General features: G+C 66.1%; 22 protein-coding genes and 1 tRNA gene. 14 read left to right on the top strand and 9 right to left on the bottom strand.

The annotated features are described in order from the left end of the window. Positions 1-53 precede the first annotated feature (53 nt). Positions 54-563: an MmcB family DNA repair protein gene (locus E5673_RS02590; protein ID WP_136188820.1), complete on the top strand. Its 510-nt coding sequence runs from the start codon at positions 54-56 to the stop codon at positions 561-563. A gap of 170 nt (positions 564-733) precedes the next feature. Here the strand turns inward: E5673_RS02590 and E5673_RS02585 are convergent, their stop codons facing one another. Continuing rightward, a complete protein-coding gene (locus E5673_RS02585; protein WP_244647334.1) occupies positions 734-1,342 on the bottom strand; it encodes an ankyrin repeat domain-containing protein in 609 nt (202 codons plus the stop codon). A gap of 79 nt (positions 1,343-1,421) precedes the next feature. Between E5673_RS02585 and E5673_RS02580 the strand changes: the two genes are divergently transcribed. The 3 genes from E5673_RS02580 to E5673_RS02570 are packed head-to-tail and all read left to right on the top strand — an operon-like array spanning position 1,422 to position 3,124. Next, the gene (locus E5673_RS02580) at positions 1,422-2,003 is read left to right on the top strand and encodes an SCO family protein (RefSeq protein ID WP_136188819.1); all 582 of its coding nucleotides are present in this window, start codon (positions 1,422-1,424) and stop codon (positions 2,001-2,003) included. Further along, positions 1,991-2,434 carry a YcgN family cysteine cluster protein gene (locus E5673_RS02575; protein WP_136191313.1) on the top strand — a complete coding sequence of 148 codons (444 nt, stop codon included), beginning with the start codon at positions 1,991-1,993 and terminating at the stop codon, positions 2,432-2,434. Before E5673_RS02580 ends, E5673_RS02575 begins: the two co-directional genes overlap by 13 nt. Positions 2,435-2,449: 15 nt before the next feature. Further along, a complete protein-coding gene (locus E5673_RS02570; RefSeq protein WP_136188818.1) occupies positions 2,450-3,124 on the top strand; it encodes a SprT family zinc-dependent metalloprotease in 675 nt (224 codons plus the stop codon). Here the strand turns inward: E5673_RS02570 and E5673_RS02565 are convergent. From E5673_RS02565 to E5673_RS02545, 5 genes are all read right to left on the bottom strand, one after another. Further along, positions 3,100-5,124 (bottom strand): PBP1A family penicillin-binding protein, encoded by a 2,025-nt coding sequence (locus E5673_RS02565; protein ID WP_247599713.1) that lies wholly within the window; start codon positions 5,122-5,124, stop codon positions 3,100-3,102. The two genes, E5673_RS02570 and E5673_RS02565, sit on opposite strands and share 25 nt — an antisense overlap. A gap of 194 nt (positions 5,125-5,318) precedes the next feature. Next, positions 5,319-5,729 (bottom strand): peptide-methionine (R)-S-oxide reductase MsrB, encoded by a 411-nt coding sequence (msrB, locus tag E5673_RS02560; RefSeq protein WP_136188816.1) that lies wholly within the window; start codon positions 5,727-5,729, stop codon positions 5,319-5,321. 31 nt (positions 5,730-5,760) lie between these two features. Continuing rightward, a complete protein-coding gene (locus tag E5673_RS02555; RefSeq protein ID WP_136188815.1) occupies positions 5,761-6,849 on the bottom strand; it encodes an FAD-dependent monooxygenase in 1,089 nt (362 codons plus the stop codon). Further along, positions 6,828-7,508 carry a methyltransferase domain-containing protein gene (locus E5673_RS02550; RefSeq protein WP_136188814.1) on the bottom strand — a complete coding sequence of 227 codons (681 nt, stop codon included), beginning with the start codon at positions 7,506-7,508 and terminating at the stop codon, positions 6,828-6,830. Before E5673_RS02550 ends, E5673_RS02555 begins: the two co-directional genes overlap by 22 nt. Continuing rightward, a complete protein-coding gene (locus E5673_RS02545) occupies positions 7,505-8,569 on the bottom strand; it encodes a type III polyketide synthase (protein ID WP_247599540.1) in 1,065 nt (354 codons plus the stop codon). The genes E5673_RS02550 and E5673_RS02545 overlap by 4 nt, the downstream gene beginning before the upstream one ends. A gap of 468 nt (positions 8,570-9,037) precedes the next feature. Here E5673_RS02545 and E5673_RS02540 point away from each other — a divergent pair, with 468 nt between their 5' ends. The 6 genes from E5673_RS02540 (at position 9,038) to E5673_RS02515 (ending at position 17,866) form a co-directional block, all read left to right on the top strand. Then, positions 9,038-9,499: a hypothetical protein gene (locus E5673_RS02540; RefSeq protein WP_056488335.1), complete on the top strand. Its 462-nt coding sequence runs from the start codon at positions 9,038-9,040 to the stop codon at positions 9,497-9,499. 392 nt (positions 9,500-9,891) lie between these two features. Next, positions 9,892-10,824 (top strand): hypothetical protein, encoded by a 933-nt coding sequence (locus tag E5673_RS02535; protein WP_168711552.1) that lies wholly within the window; start codon positions 9,892-9,894, stop codon positions 10,822-10,824. 11 nt (positions 10,825-10,835) lie between these two features. Continuing rightward, positions 10,836-11,309, top strand: coding sequence for a hypothetical protein (locus tag E5673_RS02530; RefSeq protein WP_247599539.1), 474 nt, complete (start codon positions 10,836-10,838; stop codon positions 11,307-11,309). A 55-nt stretch (positions 11,310-11,364) separates the two neighbouring features. After that, entirely contained in the window at positions 11,365-12,483 is a 1,119-nt protein-coding gene (locus tag E5673_RS02525) for a hypothetical protein (protein ID WP_136188811.1), read from the top strand. Positions 12,484-12,565: 82 nt separating this feature from the next. Continuing rightward, positions 12,566-17,596, top strand: coding sequence for a DUF11 domain-containing protein (locus E5673_RS02520; RefSeq protein WP_136188810.1), 5,031 nt, complete (start codon positions 12,566-12,568; stop codon positions 17,594-17,596). An 18-nt stretch (positions 17,597-17,614) separates the two neighbouring features. Then, a complete protein-coding gene (locus E5673_RS02515) occupies positions 17,615-17,866 on the top strand; it encodes a hypothetical protein (RefSeq protein WP_056064202.1) in 252 nt (83 codons plus the stop codon). A 143-nt stretch (positions 17,867-18,009) separates the two neighbouring features. Here the strand turns inward: E5673_RS02515 and E5673_RS19570 are convergent, their stop codons facing one another. The 3 genes from E5673_RS19570 to E5673_RS02505 all read right to left on the bottom strand — a co-directional run bounded on the left by E5673_RS19570 (position 18,010) and on the right by E5673_RS02505 (position 19,259). Further along, positions 18,010-18,162, bottom strand: coding sequence for a hypothetical protein (locus E5673_RS19570; RefSeq protein ID WP_165886441.1), 153 nt, complete (start codon positions 18,160-18,162; stop codon positions 18,010-18,012). Between the two features lie 77 nt (positions 18,163-18,239). Continuing rightward, a tRNA-Leu gene (locus E5673_RS02510) sits at positions 18,240-18,326 on the bottom strand. A gap of 168 nt (positions 18,327-18,494) precedes the next feature. Then, positions 18,495-19,259 (bottom strand): MJ0042-type zinc finger domain-containing protein, encoded by a 765-nt coding sequence (locus tag E5673_RS02505; RefSeq protein ID WP_136188809.1) that lies wholly within the window; start codon positions 19,257-19,259, stop codon positions 18,495-18,497. Between the two features lie 165 nt (positions 19,260-19,424). Between E5673_RS02505 and ftsE the strand changes: the two genes are divergently transcribed. From ftsE to E5673_RS02485, 4 genes are read left to right on the top strand one after another with little or no spacing between them, the layout of a single operon-like run. After that, positions 19,425-20,141: a cell division ATP-binding protein FtsE gene (ftsE, locus tag E5673_RS02500; RefSeq protein WP_056064191.1), complete on the top strand. Its 717-nt coding sequence runs from the start codon at positions 19,425-19,427 to the stop codon at positions 20,139-20,141. Then, entirely contained in the window at positions 20,138-21,034 is an 897-nt protein-coding gene (locus E5673_RS02495) for a permease (protein ID WP_247599538.1), read from the top strand. The genes ftsE and E5673_RS02495 overlap by 4 nt, the downstream gene beginning before the upstream one ends. Then, positions 21,031-21,567 carry a YdcF family protein gene (locus E5673_RS02490; RefSeq protein WP_136188808.1) on the top strand — a complete coding sequence of 179 codons (537 nt, stop codon included), beginning with the start codon at positions 21,031-21,033 and terminating at the stop codon, positions 21,565-21,567. The genes E5673_RS02495 and E5673_RS02490 overlap by 4 nt, the downstream gene beginning before the upstream one ends. Next, a complete protein-coding gene (locus E5673_RS02485; protein ID WP_136188807.1) occupies positions 21,564-22,244 on the top strand; it encodes a 1-acyl-sn-glycerol-3-phosphate acyltransferase in 681 nt (226 codons plus the stop codon). The genes E5673_RS02490 and E5673_RS02485 overlap by 4 nt, the downstream gene beginning before the upstream one ends. The last annotated feature ends 123 nt before the right edge of the window (positions 22,245-22,367 follow it).

Below are 22,367 nucleotides of genomic sequence, written 5' to 3'. Positions count from 1 at the left end.
AAGCGATCCGCGAATGGGCTTGCCTCGTTCGCGGATTGTTCTATTTCCGCCGGATGCTCGACATGCCGCCGGACTCCTGCATCGACAAACCTGGATCGCCTCCCGATTCGGCGATGTGTGCCGCCGACGTGGCGCGCGGCGTAATCCGGATGTTGCTGCGCCACGACCTCACCGCGATGACCGAAGTGCCGCTCGACGGCGGCCGCCGTGCCGACCTGATGGCGGTGGATGCACGTGGCCAGATCGTCATCGTCGAGATCAAGGTGTCGCGCGCCGACCTGCTGGGCGACGGGAAGTGGCCGGATTATCTTGGGCATTGCGACCGGTATTTCTGGGCGGTGCCGGCCGGGTTCGACGTAGGACCGCTGGATGGTCCTGCGTTCCTGCCGGAGCGGACGGGGATCATCGTCGCCGATCGCTATGACGCGGCAATCGTGCGCGAGGCGCATACCGTGCCTCTGCCGGCGCATGTGCGAAAACGGTGTACGCTCGCGTTCGCCCGGCGCGCGGCCCGGCGGCTAATCGCGCAGATGGACCCGGACGCCGACGGGCTGGCATTCTGAAGGGAAAGCACTGGTTTCCCCCCCCTCCCTGGAAGGGAGGGGTCAGGGGTGGGTCGGTTTCCGTATCGGGTGAGGTCGCGTCGCAAGCTGGCCGACCCACCCCCAACCCCTCCCTTTCAGGGAGGGGAGCCTGTCGCGGTTCAGGCAGCGTAGGCGACCGACACTCAAGTTCAGAACTTCGGCCCCGACACGGCCTTCCGCACCTTCTTCGGCGCGTCTTCCAGCAGCTTGCTCACGATCGGGTTACGCCCATCCTGCTTGGCATAGGCGCGCGCGGACATGCCCGCCATGATATCCGCCTGGTCGGGATCGGCGTTCTCGGCCAGCAGCACCCGGATCATGCCCACATCGCGGCGTTGCACCGCACGGATCAGCGGCGTCTCGCCCGCCGAATTTGCAAGGTTCGGATTTGCCCCTGCCGCGGTCAGGATCGGGATCATGTTCGTCTGGCCGAGCGTCACCGCGAGCAGCAACGGCGTATTGCCCTTGCCGTCGCGCAAATTCGCGTCCGCACCCTTTTGCAGCAGGAAGCGCAGATACACCTCGTCGCCCCGCTTGATGACGATGTGCAGCGCGCCTTCGCCGCTGGTCACGTCACGCGTGTTGATGATGTTGCTGCCGGGCTTGCCGAGCATCTCCAGCACCTCGTTGTTCTTCGCATCGCGCACCGCGGACAGGAACTTGTACCCCTCCGACTGGCCTTGCGCGAACGCGGGCGCCGCGACGCAGGCGAGCGCTGGCGTCAGGAGGGTGGCGGCGAGCATCAAGCGGATACGCATCGAGAGACTTCCTTGGTTCGTCCTGGATATAGGGTGACGCTTGCGCCGCAGTAGCGAACAGATCAAGGCTGGCGGGACCATGACCCTCCGTTTCCTTATCATACCGGCACTCGCCTTATCGGCGTGCACCGCCTCAGCACCGCCCGCCAAACCGCCGCTCGAAGGCGCGCGGATCGGCGGTGCCTTCACGCTGACGGACCAGAACGGGCGGACTGTTACCGAGCGCAACTTCGACGGCAAATACCGCATCATGTATTTCGGCTACACCTTCTGTCCCGATGTGTGTCCGACGGATGTCCAGGCGATCGGCGCCGCGGTGAAAAAGCTCGAGGCGAGCGACCCTGCGCTTGCCGCGAAGATCGTGCCGGTGTTCGTGACGGTCGATCCGGCGCGCGATACGCCCGCGGTACTCAAGCAGTTCGTCTCCGCGTTCCACCCGCGCATGGTTGGGCTCACCGGCACCGACGCGCAGATCGCGCAGATCAAGACCGAATATGCGGTGTATTCGAGCAAGGGCGACGCGTCGCCGGGTGGCGGCTACCTCGTAAACCACTCGCGCCAGGCCTATCTGATGGACCCGGACGGCAAGCCCCTCGCTTTGCTGCCGCAGGAACAAGGGCCCGACGCCGTGGTGACGGAAATCAAGCGCTGGGCCCGGTGAGCGCGCGCTTCTGGGAAGATACGCCGATCGAGCAGCTCGACCGCGGCCAGTGGGAAGCCTTGTGCGACGGCTGCGGCAAATGCTGCATCCACAAGCTCGAGGACGAGGATACCGGCGAACTGGTCGCGACCAACGTCTCGTGCCGCCTGCTCGACCGGCGCAGCGGGCAATGCTCCGACTACCGCCACCGCCACGCCTATGTCCCCGAATGCGTGAGGCTGACGACCGGCAACGTCCGCGGGATCGACTGGCTGCCCTCGACCTGCGCCTACCGCCTGCGCGCCGCGGGCGAACAATTGCCCGAATGGCACTACCTCGTCTGCGGTGACCGCGAGGCGGTCCACCGCGCCAAGCAATCGGTGCGCGGCTGGACGATCAGCGAGGACGAGGCCGGCGAGCTCGAATATCACGTGATCGACCGCGAGCTTTGACCCGGTGATAGCCCGATGATCGAGGGCCTGGAGATCGTCCGTCACCCGCGCGCACGCCGCGCGCGTCTGTCGATCGATCCCGCGAGTGGCCGGGCGCGCCTCGTCCTCCCCAAGCGTGCGGCGTTGAAGCAGGCACTGGCCTGGGCGGAGGACAAGGCCGGCTGGATCGCCGAACAGCGCGCGCTGCTCCCGTCGCCGCGCCCGTTCGTGCCTGGTGCGGTCCTCACCGTCGCCGACGAGCCGCTGACGATCGAGTGGACGCCCGGTAGCCGCCGAACCGTGGTCCGTGAAGGCTCGGTCCTGTCGCTGTCAGGCCCTTCAGAAACGATCGCGCGTCGCGTCGAGGCTTGGCTCAAGCGCACCGCAATCGCCGTGCTGGAAACCGAAACCGCCGAATACGCTGCCAAGGCGAAGGTCAGCATAGCGCAGGTCGCGGTCGGCGATGCCAAAGGCCGCTGGGGCAGTTGCGCATCGAGCGGCGTCATCCGCTACAGCTGGCGCCTAATCCTCGCGCCGAGCTGGGTCCGCCGCGCCACCGTCGCGCACGAAGTCGCGCACCGCGTCCACATGAACCACGCGCCGGTGTTTCACGCGTTGGTCGAGCAACTCTACGGCGAAGATCCCACACCCGCGCGCGTGTGGTTACGCACGCACGGCGCGGGCCTTCACTGGTTCGGGCGCTCTTCCTGATCGCTCTGGAAGCGCTGCGTCTGCACCTGATCGCGCGGCACATCGCGTTGGAGCGGTTGCCGCCCAGCCGGTGACGGCTCGCGGCGATCGCGCCCGATAACACGGTCGATCCAGTCCTGGTTCATCTGCTGTTGGGGCGGAGCAGGTGCCACCTCGGGCTGATCCGCATCGGGCCGCGGGATCGTGTCGCCGGTCTGCGCATCGGTCGGTACGGGCGGCTGGCCCTGCTCGATCGGATTGCCATCCGGGTCGACCGCCATCTGGCCATTGTCGGGCTGCCCGAAATAGCTCTTCTCGTCCGGCTCCAGCTGCCATTCGGGTAGCGTGACCTTCGTATCGAACTGCTCGATCGGACGGTTGGCCGTCGCTGGCTTCATGAACGCCGCCCACGCCTTTGCCGGCGCGGTGCCGCCGTGCAGGCCGGCGATCGGCTTGGCATCGTCGCGACCCATCCACACGCCCGTGGTGATACCGCTGGAGAAGCCGAGGAACCAGCCATCCTTCGATGCGGTAGTGGTGCCGGTCTTGCCCGCGACCGGACGACCGATCTGCGCCGCGCGCCCGGTGCCGGTGTTGACCGCGGTCTGCAACAGGTCGGTCATCTCGGCGGCAACATAGGGCGCGACCAGCACATGGCTGCGGTCGACCTCATGCGTGTAGATCGTTTGGCCGTTCGCCGTGACGCGCGTGATCCCGTACGGAGTCACCGCAACGCCCTTGCTGGCGACCGACGCAAACGCGCGCGTCATGTCGATCACTCGAACCTCCGACGTGCCCAACACCATCGACGGATGCACGTTGACCGGCGTCGTGATCCCGAACCGCCGCGCCATGTCGGCGACCGTGTTGAAGCCGACCTCCTGGCCGAGCTTGGCGGCGACGGTGTTCAGCGAATAGGCGAACGCGGTGCGCAACGAGATCGCGCCGGAGTTGCGTCGCGAATCGTTGCGCGGGCTCCAGCCGTTGATCGTGACGGGTTCGTCGACGATCGAGTCCTCGGGTTTGTGGCCAGCCTCCAGCGCGGCGAGGTAGACGAACAGCTTGAACGACGAGCCCGGCTGGCGGACCGCCTGCGTCGCGCGGTTGTAGATCGACGACACGTAATCCTTGCCGCCGACCATCGCGCGCACTTCGCCGCCACGATCGAGCGCCACCAGTGCGCCCTGTGCTCCGGGAGGTGCATTCGCGCGGATCGCGTCGTCCGCCTGGCGCTGCATCGTCAGGTCGAGCGTCGTCCAGACTTCGAGCGGTTCGGTCGTCTCGTCGATCAGCGTATCGAGCTGCGGCAGCGCCCAGTCGGTAAAATACCGGACGCTGTTCTGCTTCGGCTCAGGCGCGAGTTTCAGACCGGACACGTCGGCATTGGCAGCTTCGGAAGCGCTGATCGCGCCGGTTTCCTGCATCGTCTCCAGCACGACACCGGCGCGGCCCATCGCGGCCTCGGCATCGGCGGTCGGCGAGTAGTTGGACGGTGCCTTGACGAGGCCAGCGATGACGGCGGCTTCGGCCAGGCTCAGATGATCTGCGCCATGACCGAAGAACTTACGCGAAGCCGCGTCGATCCCGTAGGCGCCGCCGCCATAATAGACCTTGTTCAGGTACAGTTCGAGAATCTGGTCCTTTGAAAACTTCCATTCGAGCGCGAACGCCAGGATGCCCTCGCGGAATTTGCGCCCGAACTTCTTCTGGTTGTTGAGGAAGACGGTACGCGCGAGCTGCTGCGTGATCGTCGACCCCCCTTGCGTCCAGTGCCCGCGATCGAACCGCACCTTCACGGAGCGCGCGATGCCGACCGGATCGACGCCGATATGCGAGCGGAAGCGGCGATCCTCGACCGAGACGGTCGCGTCGCGCATCACCTTGGGGATCTGTCCGTAAGGGAGCCACTCGCCGAAGCTCGGTCCCATCGACACGATCACGGTGCCGTCGGCGGCATGGACGCGGATCATCTGGCCGTTGGGCGACGACTTCAGGCTGTCGAAACTGGGGAGCTGCGACATCGCGATATATACCGCGATCGCCAGCGCACCGAGCGCGAGAACGCCGATCCCGACGCAAAGCTGCAGGAACACGACCAGCCGCCGCCGCCAGCGTGACGCCGGGGGAGTTGGGGACCGGCGGGACGGGGGAGCAGAACGCGTACGAGCCATGTGGCCGCAGAATTACGCGCGATGGTCCCGCCCTACAAGCGACATCAGGCCGCGACGTTCGCTTTGCGCGGCCGGAATTCGAGCGAGAGCGAGTTCATGCAATAACGCTGCCCGGTCGGCGGCGGACCGTCTGGAAACACGTGCCCCATATGGCTGTCGCAGCGCGCGCACCGCGTCTCGATCCGGGTCATGCCGTGGCTGCGATCGGCGTGATCGGTGACCGCGTCGGGGCGGATCGGCTGCGTGAAGCTCGGCCAGCCCGATCCGGAATCATATTTGTCCGCGCTGTCGAACAGCTCGTTGCTGCACGCGGCACACCGGTAGATCCCGTCGGCCTTGTTGTCGTTTAGCACGCCCGCGAAGGCGCGCTCGGTGCCGCCCTCGCGCAGCACATGATATTGTTCGGCGGATAGCCGCTTGCGCCATTCGGCCTCGGAAAGATTGAGCTGGTCCATGGACATGCATCTCGTGCTGGCGGGGCGGTTTTCAAGATTGCCCCAATCTGGTTGCGTTGGCGATGACCTGGATCAGTGTTGGGCGCAGGAAAGGAAGCAACCACGCGGCGCGTTCGCTCTCGGCGATGTGACGGACGATGCCGGCGATACCGATCGGGCGGGCGAGGCGGCCGGCAAAATCCTTCTGCCATGACGATGCGGCGGCGGGGCCACCGTTCTCATAGGCGCGCGCGGCGGCGACTCCGCTGGCGAGCGCGATGCCCATGCCTTCGCCGGCGAGCGAGGGGATCACGCCAGCCTGATCGCCGAGCCGGAAGAGCGCGTCGGCGCCGGTGCGCTGGCGCCAGCCGTAAGGGACGTTCGCGATCGCATCGATCTGTGCGCTCGGGTCGATCAGCGCGACCCATTCGCCGAGCGCGGGCATCTCTCGGCCGAGTGCTTCGAGCAGCTGTGCGGGGGAACCTGCCGCCTGAAGCCGCGAGCGATGCACAGCCATGCAGAGGTTCGCATTGCCGTCCTCCTGCATCGCCAAGCCGGCATAGCCGCGGTCGAACAGATGAAGCTCGATGCCCCCCGCGAGCGATTTGCTCAGCGCAGGCGAGGGGGCGATCCTAACCCGGATACCCAAGGTCGGGTCGGCACCGCGCGCGTCCTCGGGGCGCGCCATCCCGCGAACGTCGTGCTTGCCACTCGCGAGGAACAGCGCGTCGGCCATGATCGTCGCACCGTCTGCGAGCCTCGCGCTCGTCCCGTCAATCTCGCGCACGGTGACGCCGCGCTCCACCGGCGTGCCCAGCCGTTTGGCTTCGGCCTGCATGACCGTATCGAGCCGGTAGCGCGTAACCGAGACCGCCGGATGGGGGAGGGCGGCTTCGGCGCGGCGATTACCCGCGAAGATGCGGGCGCGCGTCACGCGTTCGCGGTTGAGCGTGTCGGGATCGATCCCGAGCCCGGCCAGCGTCTCCAGCGTCCGCCAGCTCAGAAACCCGCCGCATATCGCGTCACCGGTTTCGCGCGATCGCTCGACGAGCAAATGCGGCAGGCCGGCACGCGCCAACCGAATCGCGGTCGCGGCGCCGGCGAGCCCGCCGCCGACGATCAGCGCAGGCGTTCGACGCATAACCGGAACGGAAAGACGCGGCGGACCTTCGCCTTGGTGATGCCCGCCTCGGCCAGCAGCGGCGGCCATTCGTTGGGGCGATAGCTGCGCGCGATCGACAGCGTGCCGTCGTGCCGGACGATCGGATGCCAGCGCGCGATCGTCGCGAGAACCGGGAAGCCCCAATGCGCGAAACCGTGGCGGTGGAGGTCGTTGACGAACCACCCCGCGCTCGCATGTCCCTCCATGAACCGCAGGAATGCGATCAACTGGTCGTGGCTCATGTGGTGCGCAACGAGGCTGCTGACGATCACGTCCCACGGCTCATGCCCGAGGTCGGCATAGCCGCCCGTGACGTAGCGGATCGCCCCGCCATGCGCCCGCGCCGCCTGTTCGCTGCGCGGGTTGAGGTCGACCCCGACCAGCTCCGCCTCGACACCCTTCGCCTTCGCCCAGCGCGCAATCCGTCGCAGCATGTCGCCATCGCCGAACCCCACGTCGAGCAGCCGGAAGCTCTTCCGCCCCTTGGTCGCCCGCGCGAGAAAGTCGAGCGTCGGGCGGCGCGCCATCGTCACCGTGTTGACGGTGGCAAGATCGCCGACGACGTCCGCATAGGTTGCCGCATCGAGATCGTCGGCATCCATCAGCTCCTCGGCCTGGCTGCGGACCGCGAGGCTCATGTCGCGCTCCGAAATCCGAAGCCCTCCGCCGCCAGCCCTGGCCCAAACGCCAGCGCTACGCCGTGCGTGACCGGTGGCCCTGCGAGCAATCGCTCGAACACGAACATCAACGTCGCCGACGACATGTTGCCATTGTCCGCGAGCACCTGCCGCGACGCCGCCAGCGCTTCGGGGTTCAAATGCATCGCATGTTCGACCGCATCGAGGATAGATCGCCCGCCCGCATGGACTGCCCAACCGTCGATCGATTCGGGCGGCTGACCCGCACTCACGATCGCGCGAAACGCCTCGTCGGACAGCGCGGCGGCAATCCGCCCCGGCACCTCCCCCGACAAATGCATCGCAAAGCCCGCATCGGTGACGTCCCAGCGGATCAACTTTTCGCTATCCGGCAGAGACGCGGCAAACGGTGCTTCGAGCGCGAAGCCGGTCGCATCCGCCGTCACCAGTGCCGCAGCAGCCCCATCGCCGAACTGCAGCATCGCCAGCAGTGCCTCAATATCGTTGGCCGGTTGCAGGTGCAGCGTGGACAGCTCGACCGTCACCACCAGCACGCGGGCCTTCGGCTCCGACCGCACGATATGCCGCGCACTCCGCAACGCGACGATCGCCGCGTAGCACCCCATGAAGCCGATCAGCAGCCGCTCCACGCTCGACGAAAGACCAAGCCTGCGCGCGATGATCTGGTCGATCCCCGGCGCGACGAAGCCCGTGCAACTGGCCACGACCAGATGCGTGATGCCCTCCACCGCGACCTTCCCGCGCAACGCCTCGATCGCGCGAATCGCGAGGTCGGGCGCATGCTCGGCATACAGGACCATCCGCGCGCTCGTCCCCGGATGCGGTTCCGCCGCGTAGAAGCCGGCGTCGTCGACCGGTGAGCCACCGTCCGCAGTCGGCGGCAATACCGACCAGCGATGACCGATCCCCGACCGCGACGCCATTCGGTCGAACACGCGCTCGGCACGGGCATCGACCCGCGTTCGCGCCCAGGCGATGAACGCCGCGTGGATATCGTGACCGGGAACGGCGGACCCTACGGCATTGAGATAAGCGGACACGATACCCTTTCCTGCGACCGACGCCCAACGCATGGCACGTTCGATCGGACTATGGGACGCACGCTATATCTGTTCGTCGCAAATCGGTTTCGCGTCTGAAGCGATATGTTGGCCGTAAAGCATCCTCAGCCCCAACTTGCGCGTTGCTATAAATATACCGGTTCGTGGTTCTCATCCAAACCCGAAATGGACAGCTGGCGAGCTTATAAGACCCATAACGATTTGATTAATATAAAATAAGTTTGAATATCATACCTAGATATAGTTCTATTTGTTGACGTGCGTTTCCGCATTTAACAAATCGGCAGGACGGCGCTGAAGTTTTAGCGTTTAGTTCGAAGGTCGGGGTATCTCAGCCCGTATCTGGGATGGTCGAGGATTGACGTGCGATAGCAGCGACAGGCTGCGGGCATGGCGGTTCCGATCGGGGGTCGATGGTAACGGGTCGATGGCAATGGGGAGCCTTTGGTGAAAAACGAAACCGTCGTGGAATTGATCAAGGATCTGACTGCAAAATTGTCGGCCGTCGCCGAAGAATTCAATGGGCGGGTCGCCAAGGCCGCGGAACCGGTGCCGGCGGGGAACGAACCGAATGATGCCGCGCTCGTCGAGCATGCGAATGCGGTGCTCGAACAACGGCGATTGCGGCGGCAGTTCCTGCCCGGCGAACTGTTCCATGAACCGGCCTGGGATATGCTTCTCGCACTGTTCGCATCGCGCGACGATCGTATGCCGATGAACATCAAGGCGCTGGTCAGCATGTCCGACGCGCCTGTCACCACATCGCAGCGCTGGATCGAACATCTCCACAAACTGAAACTGATCGACCGCGTCACCGACCCGACCGATCGGCGCCGCGTCGAGATATCGCTGAGCTATACCGGAGACCAGCAGATGAAGGCTTATCTGCGCGCGCTTCTTCGCGACTAACTCGATCAATACGCCTGTCACGGCCGGCCATGACGCGTCTTCTCGAGGGACGTTGTCTGGCCGGTCTTTTTGCGTCTGGACTATATCTACATAAATAAAGCCACTACGGTTCTGTATTTCTCAACAATAGAACGGAAATGACGAAAGATACCGTTTTGCTGTGTGATGTAATGAACGTTTATCTGAAAACGGATGTTGTCACATTAACTATCATAGTTTGGCTTTATGATCCCATTATGATTTCGTAGTATTTGATTAAGTGGCTTCCGACAATTTGTTCCCGATCGAAGGGAAGAAAATTGATTCGTCTGATGTCACAGCATGGAGGAAAGAGCAGGCGGTTTCGACGCGCTGCGGCACCTTGCCTGCTGTCCTGCATACTGAGCGCGGGATTGCCGCAGCCGTTGCTTGCGCAGACGCCAGCGATAGCGACGTCAATCGGCACGCCAGCGGGTACGCCGATCGTCAATACCGCGGGCTTGCGGTACGATGCCGATGGTGCGGCGCAGTCGACCAGCTCCAACACCGTCACGATCATCGTCGCCGAACGGCTCGATGTAGCGCTGGTCTGCGACGGGCAGGGTGCGGTCGTCGTCACCACGCAGCCCGTCGCGATCCCCTTCACGCTGACCAACCTCGACAATGGCGCCGAAGCGTTCACGCTCACCGCATCGGTGTCGCCCGGCATGGCGACGTTGCGCACGCTGGTGATCGATACCGACGGCGACGGCCGCTACGACCCTGCCAAGGACGTCGCGCCGGCCTATAGCAAGACGCCGCTCCTGGCACCCGGCCAGTCGATCAAGTTGCTCGCGATCCTGGTAGCAACGCCGGACGGCGGCACCACGAACGCAGTGCTGACGGTTACTGCGCGCTCGACCACGGGATCCGGGACGAGCGGCAATTCCTACCCCGGCGCGGGTGACGGCGGGGGCGATGCGGTCGTCGGACCGACCGGCGCACTCGCCACCGTCTCGGTTCCGATCGGCACGGGCCCCACCGGCCCGATACTGCTCAAGAGCCAGTCGGTGCGCGCCGCCGACGGGTCGCAGAACGCGGTACGCGACGCGGTCATCACCTATACGCTGGAGGCGCGCTTCACCGATGCCGTCACCGGTGCGCGGATCGCCGATCCGATTCCCTCGGGCACCGTCTTCGTTCCGGGCAGCCTGACGCTCGACGGCGCACCGCTCAGCGACGGCGCCGACGGCGATGCCGGCCGCTTCGATTCAGGCGGCGCGCAGGGGCCGGGGATCACCGTCGCGCTCGGCCAGGTCGCCGCGGCGTCCGCCCATACCGTCCAGTTCAAAGCCAAGATCCAATGAGGAGCATAGCCATGATCTCACGTCCGATGACTGCCGCCGTCCTGGCGTCGACTGCCGCCGTTGCGTCCGCCGCCGCAGGGCCCTTGCAGGTGACCAGCAGCATCATGGTCGAGGCGCGCAGTGCCGCGCCCGACGGCACCACGCGGGTCGCGCTGGTGAAGCCGTCGCGAGTGACGCCGGGCGACAAGGTCATCTTCATCCTGGCCTATCACAACGCCGGTGCGCAGCCGCTCGCGAACGTGGTGCTCGACAACCCGTTGCCGCGCCAGATCGCCTATCGATCGGCCAATCCCGGTTCGCCCGCGCCCGACGTCTCGGTCGACGGCAAGACTTTCGGTTCGCTCGCCACCCTCCGCGTCCGCAGCCCCGACGGCAGCACGCGTGCGGCGAGCCCCAACGATGTCACCAGCGTCCGGTGGCGCCTCGCGAGCCCGTTAGCGGCGGGTTCGCAGGGCCAGTTCGCGTTCCAGGCCGTCCTCAAATGATCCGGCCAATCTCTCTCCACACCTGACCAACCATCCATAAAAGGAAGACAAAGACATGCATGCAAAAGGGGTAATACGCACGCTGTTGGCCGGTACGGCCGCCATCGTGTCGATTGGTACCGCCAGTGCGCAGGCCGGTACCGCTCCGGGACCCGCCGGCACCACCGCGGGTACGACGATCAGCAACACCGCGCTGGCGAGTTACACCGTCAACGGGGTACAGCAGAATGCGACATCGAACGCCGCGACGTTCGTCGTCGATCTCAAGGCCAACCTGACCGTGGCACCGCTCGGCGGCAACACGCCCGTCACGATCGGCGAGGCCGACGCTGTGCTGAAATTCACCGTGACGAACAATACCAACGGGACCCAGGACTTCCTGCTCAGCGCCATCCAGAGCTATGCGCTCGGGCTATTTACCGGCGATAATTTCGACGTCGACAATCTCAGGATCGTCGTCGACAACGGCGACAATCAATACACCGCGGCGGATACCGCGACTTACATCAGCGAACTTGCCCCCGACCAGTCCAAGACGGTCTACATCGTCGGCAACATCCCAGCCAACCAGGCCGCTGCTCTCGCCAGCGTGACGCTGGTGGCGCAGATCGCCGAGGGTGGAGACAATACCAAGGCAGGCGCCGCGTTGGTGTCGAGCGCGTTGGTGCCGAACCGCGACGGTGCCGTCGACGTGGTCTTCGCCGACAATGACTCGGGCTTTGGCGATACAGCGCTGAACGGCTCTGGGCGGGCGACGCTCGCCTACGAGATCACGACGCGCAACGTGGATCTTACGATCGTGAAATCGTCCACGGTCCTCTCCGATCCGATCAACCTTGTCGCCTCGCCCAAAGCAATCCCGGGCGCAATCGTGCGCTATTGCCTGGTCGTCAGGAACGGGACGGCCGGGACTCCGGCTCGCAACGTCAACCTGACCGATCTCATCCCCGCCAACACCACCTACGAAGCCAATTCGATCACGGTTGGCGGTATCGGTCTGGGCAATGAATGCGTGCTGGATGGCCTGCCGCTGAGCGATACCGGCAGTACGGTGCTGCTGGGGACCGGCATCACGGGCTCGTTCGATGCGACCGCAAAGCAGGTGAAGGTGACGATCCCGACGCTGGGCTCGCTGCTGCCGGTCGTCGCCAGCTTCCGCGTGAAGATCAACTGAGCCCACCTCTCGCGAACCTGTCCCTCGATAAAGGAACGACCGATCCCGGCGCGTGGAGACGCGCGTCGGGAGAGGACCCTTCATGTCCAGCTTCCGTCGCCTTTCGCGCCTTTGCGCCCTGATCCTGACGCTCCTGCTCGGGCTGATCGTCGGCACCCTGCCGGCGGCCGCGCAGACTGGTGTCCAGACGACGCGTATCCAGAATACCGCGACGCTGTCGTTCGACGACGCGGCCAGCGATTCCGGCGTACGCGCGGTGCCGTCCAATACGGTTTCGCTCGACGTGAACCGGGCCAAGCGCCCGACCACGCTCACATTCCACCTCCCGCCGCCCAATTACGACCTAACGGGCGCGACGTGCCAGACTACCCCCAGCTTCCAATTCACACCCGCGCCGATCGACGCGGCAACCTTCGCCAAATCACCCTGGGTCGCGGCGATCGACATCTATGCCGACATGATCCTGGTGCTCGACAACCAGGCCGGTAACCACGACCCGGACGCGCGCGAGACCGCGGTCATCGCGGTCGATGTCGGTAAGACCCACACGACGCTGACACTCACCGAGACCGCGGCCGACAGCGGCATCTTCGCGGGCGGCATCCCTGCGAGCGCGACGGGCAAGCATCCCGAACTCGCCGCCTGCGACATCCGCAACATGCGCGGCGCGACGATCAAGCTGAGCTTCGTCGAGGACGGCTACAGCCTCGCCTCGATGGCGTCGCTGCTGATCGATCCGGCCGGCTACACCTTCGATTCGCGGACCGGCGCGCTGGTCGACGGCACCACCGTCTCGCTGGTCAACGAGACCGGCCAGCCGGCCACCGTGTTCGGCGACGACGGTGTCAGCCGCTATCCCTCCACCGTCGTCACCGGCGAAGCCGTCACCGACGCCAGCGGTCGCGTGTATCCGGGCGAGACCGGCCGGTATCGGTTCCCGCTGACCGCACCCGGCCGCTATTTCCTGAAGGTCGCGCCGCCCGGCACCTATACCGCGCCGTCCACCGTCGACCGTGCGACGCTGGCTGCGCTGAAGGACCCTAAGGGCACGCCGTTCATCCTCAACGATACCAGCTTCGGCGGTTCGCTGACGCTGTCGACGCCCGAGCCCTTCTCTGCCGACATTCCGCTCGACAGCCCCGGCGCGGGCACGCTGCTGCTGACCAAGACGGCATCGGTGCGCGAGGCGTCGCCGGGAGAATTCGTCCAGTACCTGCTGCGAATCACCAATCGCGATAAGGTCTCGGCGCGCGGACTCCACGTCGCTGATACGTTGCCAAGGGGCCTGCGCTACGAGCGCAATTCCGCGCGCGGCGGCGATGAGCCGACCGTATCGACCGATGGCCGCTCACTCGACTTTGTCATTCCGGTGCTTGCCGCCGGTGCTTCGACCGAGTTGAAATACGTCGTCAGCATCGCGCCCGGCGCGCCGACCGGCGAAGCGCTCAACCGCGCGCGTGTCGTCGGGCAGGGCACCGTGACCAGCAACGAGGCGGCGGCCTCCGTTCGCCTGCGCCCGCTGCTGTTCACCGACGCGATGACGATCATCGGCCGCGTGAGCGAGGGGAATTGCGGCGATCCGGTCGACAAGCGCAAGGGCGTTCCCGGAATCCGCCTGCTGATGGAGGACGGCACGTTCGTCTCCACCGATCGCGACGGGCTGTACCATTTCGAGGGCGTCCGCGCCGGGCGTCACGTCGTCCAGATCGACACGTCGAGCATCCCCGCGACGCACGCGGCGGTCGCCTGCGACATCGACACGCGCCAGGCCAACAGCCCGATCTCGCGCTTCGTCGAGGGCGACGGCGGCCTGCTCAAGCGCGTCGACTTCCAGCTGAAGCCGACAGGCAAGGGCAAGGCCGTCGATGCCGGACTGCCGATCACGGTCGTCGACGCCGCCACCGCCGCGGGCAGCCGGGACTGGCTCGCCAGCGGCCAGACCGCCGGTGTCGACTGGCTGTTCCCGCTCGCAGACCATAATCCGCGCGCGCCGGTCGTCCGCGCCGTCATCAAGCACCTGCCAGGCCAGCGCGTTGCGCTCACGATCAACGGCAAGCAGGTCGAACCGCTCGCATTCGACGGCACCGATCAGCGCGACGGCACCGACATCGCGGTTTCGCGCTGGACGGGTATCCCGTTGATCGACGGCGATAATCGTCTTCAAGCGCGCGTGCTAAGCGCCGATGGGAGCGTCGTGAAGACGCTCGACCGGGTCGTGCATTATGCGGGCCTGCCGGTCCGTGCGGTGTTCGATGCCGCGAGCAGCCGGCTGGTCGCGGACGGCCTCACCCGCCCGCTGATCGCGGTGCGCGTGACCGACAAGACAGGTCGCCCGGTTCGCGCGGGGACGGTCGTGCCGTTCACGGTCGACCAGCCCTACACCGCCGCCGTCGAAGCCGCGCTCGAACAGAGCCGTCAGATCGCTGGTCGCGAACGCTCGGCGAACACAGCTCTCGTGGTGGGTGATGACGGCCTCGCCTTCCTAGCGCTCCAGCCGACCACGCAGGCCGGCGCGGTCCGCATCGCGGTTGCGCTGACCGAGGAGAAGGTCGTCCATACCAACGAGGTTCGCGCCTGGCTTGCCGCGTCCGCCAAGGACTGGGTCGTGGTCGGCTTCGGCGCCGGCTCGCTCGGCTACGACATGCTCAGCAAGCGCCAGTCGGGCCTGCCGCGGTCGGAGCGCAACAGCGTCGTCACCGACGGCCAGCTCGCTTTCTACGCCAAGGGTCGCGTCAAGGGCTCGTGGCTGGCGACGATCGCCTATGACAGCGACCGCAAATACGACCCCGACCGGGGCCTGCTCGGCACGATCGACCCCGACCGCTATTACACCGTCTACGGCGACGGTTCGCGCCAGGGCTATGATGCGGCCACGCGTCGGAAATTGTACCTGCGGCTCGAGCGTCGCGAATTCTACGCGCTGTTCGGCGATTTCGAGACCGGCTTCACCGATACGCAGCTGACCCGCTACAATCGCACGCTCAACGGCATCAAGACCGCGTATGAGGGCAAGCGAGTGCGTGCGACCGGGTTCGCCGCGCATACCGATACGCTGTATTCGCGCGACGAAATCCAGGGCAACGGGCTGTCCGGTCCCTACCGCCTGTCGGGGCGTAACATCGTGCCGAACAGCGATAAATTACGCCTCGAAACCCGCGATCGCTTCCGCTCCGAACTGATCGTCTCGAGCACCGAACTCACCCGCCACATAGACTACGACATCGACACCTCGATGGGCACCGTACGCTTCCGCCAGCCGATCCTGAGCCGCGACAGCAATCTGAACCCCACCTTCATAGTCGCCGACTATGAAGTCGAGGGCGGAAGGTCGGCGAAGCTCGCCGCCGCCGCGCGCGTCGCGACCAAGCTCGCCAACGGCCGCGTCGAAGTGGGCGCTGCGGTGATCCGCGACGAGACCGTCGGCAAGGCCACCGTGCTCGGCGCCGATATCAAGGCGCACGTCACCGCCAATACCGAACTGCGCGGCGAGATCGCCAAGGGCGGTCGCGGCGGGCTGGGCCAGGGCCTCGCCTATCTGGCCGAGGTCGATCACCACGGCACCAAGCTCGATCTGCTCGCCTATGCCCGCCAGCAGGATACCGCGTTCGGCGTCGGCCAGCAGAACCTCGTCGAGGCGGGTACGCGCAAGTTCGGGCTCGACGGTCGGCTGCGGCTGACCGACCGGCTGAGCGTGACCGGGGTCGCCTGGTACCAGCAGCAGTTGACTAACCCGGGCACGCGCGCCGCTGGCGAGGCCCGCCTCGAATATCGCCGCGACACCGGCACGATCTTTGTCGGCGGCCAGTTCGCGTCGGACCGCGGCATGGACGGCAAGAACCGCGACAGTCGTCTGCTGACGGTCGGCGGCACGCAAGCGCTGTTCGGCAATGCGGTGACGCTCACCGGCCAGACCCAGTTCGCGCCTGGTGGCGACAGCGACAGCGTCGACTTCCCGATCCGCCACCAGATCGAGCTCGCCTACCGGATCAAGCCCGGCATCCGCCTGATCGGCGGATACGAGATCGCGAACGGCGACGGCTATGTCGCGCATACCAAGCAGTTCGGCGTCGACGTCGCGCCCTGGACCGGTGCGAAGCTGATGAGTACGCTCAACCAGCAGGCGATCGGCGAGAATGGCGCGCGGACCTATGCGCAATACGGGCTCAGCCAGTCGGTGCCGCTTGGTAAGAACTGGACCGTCGACGGCACGCTCGACGCGAGCAACACGTTGAAGGGCGAGATCCCCAAGGGTGCGGTGGTCAATGCCTTCCAGCCGGTCACCTCGGGTGGCTATGTCGGGCAGGACCAGACCAACGGCGATTATGCCGCGGTGACGCTCGGCGCGACCTACCGCCAGACCCGCTGGTCGGTGAACGGGCGTCTGGAATACCGCAATGCCGACAGCGGCGATCGCTGGGGGATCACCACCAACTTCCTGCGCACACTGGGCCAGGGCAAGACGCTCGCGTCGAGCATCAAGGGGTACACGATCAAGGACAAGACCGGTGCGGTCGCGACCTATGCCACCGCTGACGTCGCGCTCGCGTTGCGTCCGCTCGACAGCCGCTGGTCGGTGCTCGAACGGCTCGAATTGCGGCACGAGAGCGCGGATGCCGGGTTTACCGACACCAATTCGCTCGGCGTGCCGGCGTATGGCGGCGGCGACCAGGTGACGTCGCGGATCATCAACAACCTCGCCGTGAACTATCGCACCGGCCCGGAAGGGCTTGGCCACGGCACCGAGGCGACGCTGTATTACGGCGCGAAATACGTCGCCGGGCGCTTCGCCGACGATACCTATGACGGGTATATCGATGTGACCGGGTTCGAGTTGCACCAGGATATCGGCACGCGGTTCGACATCGGCATCAGCGGCTCGGTCCAGCACGCGTGGGAGCGTGGCGCTTGGTCGTGGAGCGGCGGACCGTCGGTCGGCGTGTCGCCCGCGCAGAACACGTGGATCAGCGCCGGCTACAACGTGTCCGGCTACCGCGACCGCGATTTCGAGGACGACCGCTACACGCGGCAGGGGCCGTACGTCACGATGCGGCTGAAGTTCGACCAGACGACGCTGGGTGGCGCCACGCGCGCCCTGTTCGGTGGTCGACGTTAATTACAGGGAGAGAGATATATGCCGATGCCGAGCCAGCCCACACCCATGCCGCTGCCGCGCGACTTCACCGATCACGGTCCGTGCGTCGAGGATCTCGCACGGGCGTTTGCGGCGCAGGATGCGGCGACCAGCGAGGCGCTGATCGAGACGCTGGCGACCCAGGCGATCCGCCAATGGCGCCTAGACGACGCGACGTTCTGGCAACGCGTGAAGTTCCAGGCGCGGATGATCCGGGCGCGGCAGGGGTCAGGGAGTTCGGGGAAGCACTGAGCGTGCAATCCTCCCCCGCCAGGGGGAGGTGTCGCCGAAGGTGACGGAGGGGGAGGACGGCGATGACGCCTGTTCCGCGTCCTCCCCCTCCGTCTGGCAAATGCCAGCCACCTCCCCCTTGCGGGGGAGGATTTTAGGCCCCGCTATTTCTCGTCGGTGGTCAGCTTCACCTTGTTGGGCAGCTTCTTCCCCTTGGTCCGGCGCGAGGGCAGCTGGACCGGGTTCTTCTTCTTCCACTGCGCAAACGTCATCGGCCCCTCGGGCGTGTCGATGATCGTGTCGTCGATCGAACTCATGCAATGCCTCCGCCAAGCCCAACGCACGGCCGCGAAAGGGGGACCCTCGAAGGGGGTGTTTACTCTAATCTGAAAAATGGTGCGGCCAAGAAGACTCGAACTTCCACGGGCTTTCGCCCACAACGACCTCAACGTTGCGCGTCTACCAGTTCCGCCATGGCCGCCCATGAAACATCACCGGGCGGACCCGGCATCTGGTAGGCGAGCGCCACTAGCAAGGGTTTCTGCATCGTGCAACGCCCTTTGCGAAAAAGCTGCTATCCAAATCCGATCGTCACATTTTTTCCAGCGCCAACGCTCTGATTTTTTGCTGGCGTGGGGCGATCGTAGACTTAGCGCGTCGCCTCGCCGGCAAAGCTCAGCTCAAGGCGCTTCGAGTTCGCCGGCACGTTCAGCGTCGCGGAGTTGAAGTCGATCGCACCTCCCGGCGCCAGCGTCCGCTGCTGCGGGGTGATCGTCCAGCTATACACCAGCCGCCCCTGCGCATCGCGAAGTTCGGCGCGGATGTCGGGCACGCGCTGGCGCTGGTTCGACGGGTTGGTGACCTGGCCACTGACCGCGAACAGTTCGGAGCCGTTGTCGAGTTCGCGCCGCTCGATCGGATTGTCGCGCAGCCGCAGCGGAGTCTCGTCGCTGCCAATCCCGAGACCCAGCTTCGCCGCGACGCCGGGCGCACCGAGATACACGATCGCTCCCGCCGCGATCAGCATCAGCAAGCCGGCGAGTACCGCGACGATCGTCCAGCGGCGCGTCGTGTTGCGGCGCAGGCGAACCGGCAGGTTTTCGACCTGCGGGGTTGCCGGCGGAACGAATGTGGGTGCTACGACCGCAGGCTCGGGCGCGACCGGTGCGGCAGGAGCGAAAGGTGAGAACCGTTCGGCCGGCTCCGTGATAGGCCGCGCCAGTGGGGCGAGCGGTGGTGGCGCAGGTGCAAGCGGCGTCGACTCCGGGATCTCCAGCGCATCCTCGACGTCCGGTGCGGCGGCCTGGAACCAGCTATGCTTGCAATTGGCGCAGCGCACGGTGCGCCCCTCGGTCCCGATCGCGCTGTCGGGTACCAGATAGCGCGTGCTGCACTCGGGACATTGGAGGATCATGGGTACGCTTCACCAGCGGCCGCCGGAGCGCGACCGTATCTCGCGCCGAATAAGCACGCGGCCCGCATATGTGGCAAGCTTGAAGCGGCGCGCGCTTTCATGCGAAAGCGCCGATACGGGCATTGGCACGGGCAACAAGCGGGCGAGAGCGGGCGCAACCACGTCATGGCGAATATCGTCCAATTCGAGAATGTCGGGCTTCGCTACGGCACGGGTCCGGACGCAGGGCCGGAGACGCTGGCGGACCTCAGCTTCACGCTGCGCAGCGGCGCGTTCTACTTCCTCACCGGCGCGAGCGGTGCGGGGAAGACCTCGCTGCTCAAGCTGCTCTATCTCGCACAGCGCCCGACACGCGGCGTCATCCGGCTGTTCGGCGAGGATGCGGTGGTGTTGTCGCGCGACCGGCTGCCTGGGTTCAGACGGCGGATCGGCGTGGTCTTTCAGGATTTCCGGCTCGTCCCGCATCTGTCGACCTGGGACAATATCGCGCTGCCGTTGCGCGTGGCAGGGATGCCAGAGGCGGATATCGAGCAACCGGTGCGCGAGATGCTCGCCTGGGTCGGGCTGACCGAGCGTGCGGATGCGCGGCCGGCAACATTGTCGGGCGGCGAGCAGCAGCGCGTGGCGATCGCCCGCGCGGTGATCGCGCGCCCCGAGATCCTGGTCGCGGACGAGCCAACCGGCAATGTCGATCCCGACATGGCCGAGCGACTGCTCCACCTGTTCGAATCGCTCAACAAGCTGGGGACGACCGTGGTGGTCGCGACGCACGACTTCCACCTGCTTGGGCGGATTCCGGGCGCGCAGATGATGCGGCTCGATCGCGGGCGGCTGCTCGATCCGACCGGCTCGCTCCGCTATCCGCCGACGCGGCCCGAATGATGGGGGTGTCGAAGGCGCGATCATCGGTCGAGCGCCGCGTGCTCGACGAAGCGGGCGGCCTGCGCGCAATGACGTGGGTGATGGCGATCATGCTGTTCCTGACGATGCTAGCCGCCGCCTTGGGACTGGCGACCGCGGGCGCGGCGCGCTTGCTCGACCGGCAGTTGGCGGGGCGGCTGACGGTTCAGGTCGTCGATGGCGATCCGGTGCGGCGTGACGCCGTCGCGGCGCGCGTGCTGGCTGCGCTGCGGACGATGCCGGCAGTGGCGACGGCGACTCCGGTCGATCGCGCCGAACTCACGCGACTGCTGCAACCCTGGCTCGGATCCGATGGCGCGGATCCGCAATTGCCGGTGCCGGCGATGATCGACGTCGACCTCGGCAATCAGGATGAGTCGGCGGCGGCGCGGGTCGCGACCAGTGTCCGCCGCCTGAGCCCGATCGTCCGCGTCGACCGCCACGAAAGCTGGATGTCGCCGGTCAACGACGTGATGCGCTCGCTGACGTTTCTCGCACTGGCGCTGGTCCTGCTGATGGCGAGCGCGACCGCCGCGGTCGTCGTGCTCGCCGCGCGCGCGGGGCTGGAGACGCACCGCGAGACGATCGCGGTGATGCACATGCTCGGCTCGACCGATCTCCAGGTCGCGCGTCTGTTCCAGCGGCGGATCGCGCTCGACGCGACCATCGGCGGACTCGGCGGCGGTGTCGCGGCGTTGCTGGTGGTCGCGTTCGTCGGGATCCGGTTGCACGGACTGGGTTCGGAACTGCTCGGCGGGGTGACGCTGGGCGGAGTCGACTGGGTAGCCCTCGCGATGCTGCCGATCGCGTTCGTCGTTCTCGCCACGCTGGCGGCGCGCGTGACGATCGTCCGCGCGCTGAGGCATATCCTGTGATCGTGCGGCTGTTCGGCATCCTGGCGCTCGCCTGGGCGTTCGGCTTCGCGCTGTTTATGCTGTTGCTGCCCAAGCCGCTCGACGGTTTCACGTCGGATGCGATCGTCGTGCCGACCGGCGGGGCAGGGCGGATCGACCGCGGGATCGCGCTGCTCCGCGATCACCAGGCGAAGCGGATGCTGGTGACGGGCGTCGCGCCGGGGGTGCGGCCGATCGACTTAGCGCTTGAGTATCGTACGTCGCCCGCGTTGTTCGCCTGCTGCATCGATCTCGGTGCCGACGCGGTCGATACGCGCTCGAACGCGGAGGAGACCGCACAGTGGGTGCGCGTGCATAAATACCGGTCGGTGCGGCTGGTGACGTCGGACTGGCACGTCGCGCGTGCGCGAATGGAATTGGCGGCGGCGCTCGACAAGAACGTCGTGATCCTCGGCGATGGCGTGCCGGGCACACCGCGCCTCGGGACTTTAGTCAACGAATATAACAAGTTGATCCTTCGCCGGATCGCATTGTGGATTGGATTTGGCGGATGATCTGGCTGCGTAACTGGGCGTTCATGCTCGTTTTCTACACGATCTCGGTGCCGATCGTGGTGACCGTGCCGATCTCGGCGCTGTTCGGCTCGCGCGCGGTCATCGTGCATTCGACGATCTGGACGCGTTTCCATCGCTGGTGCGCGCGGTGGATACTCGGTGTGCATATCCGCGTGGAGGGGACGCGACCGACCGAGCCGGCCTTCTACGCGTGCAAGCACCAGGCGATGTTCGAGACGCTCGAGTTGCAGCGTTTGCTCGATGGCCCGGCGATCGTGTTGAAGCGCGAACTGGCGGATATCCCGGCCTGGGGCTGGGCGGCGCGGCGTTACGGCGCGATCGTGGTCGACCGCGAGGCATCGGCTAAGGCGATGCGGAACATGATGCGCGAAGCGACCGCTGCGAAGGCTACGGGGCGTTCGATCCTGATCTTTCCGGAGGGGACGCGGGTGTCGCCGGGCGAGCATCCGCCGCTGAAGCCAGGGTTTGCCGGACTGTATCGCGCGTTGAAGATGCCAACAGTCCCAATCGCTTGTGACAGCGGGCTGGTGTGGCCGAAGAAGGGGCCGAAGCTGCCGGGGGTGATCACCTTCCGGTTCGGCGAGGTGGTGCCGCCGGGCCTGCCGCGCGAGGAGGCGGAACAGCGGGTCCATGCGGCGATGAACGCGCTGGACTAGGTTCGGAAGGATACCCCAACCAATCCACCACCCCGGCGAAGGCCGGGGTCCAATTGGGGGACGTTGCTAATATGCGTTGCGCGTCGTTACGCCGGCCTTGCCAACTGGGCCCCGGCCTCCGCC

It is taken from the genome of Sphingomonas sp. PAMC26645 (assembly GCF_004795835.1).
Taxonomy (GTDB): Bacteria; Pseudomonadota; Alphaproteobacteria; order Sphingomonadales; family Sphingomonadaceae; genus Sphingomonas.
This window is presented reverse-complemented; position numbering and strand designations above follow the sequence as displayed.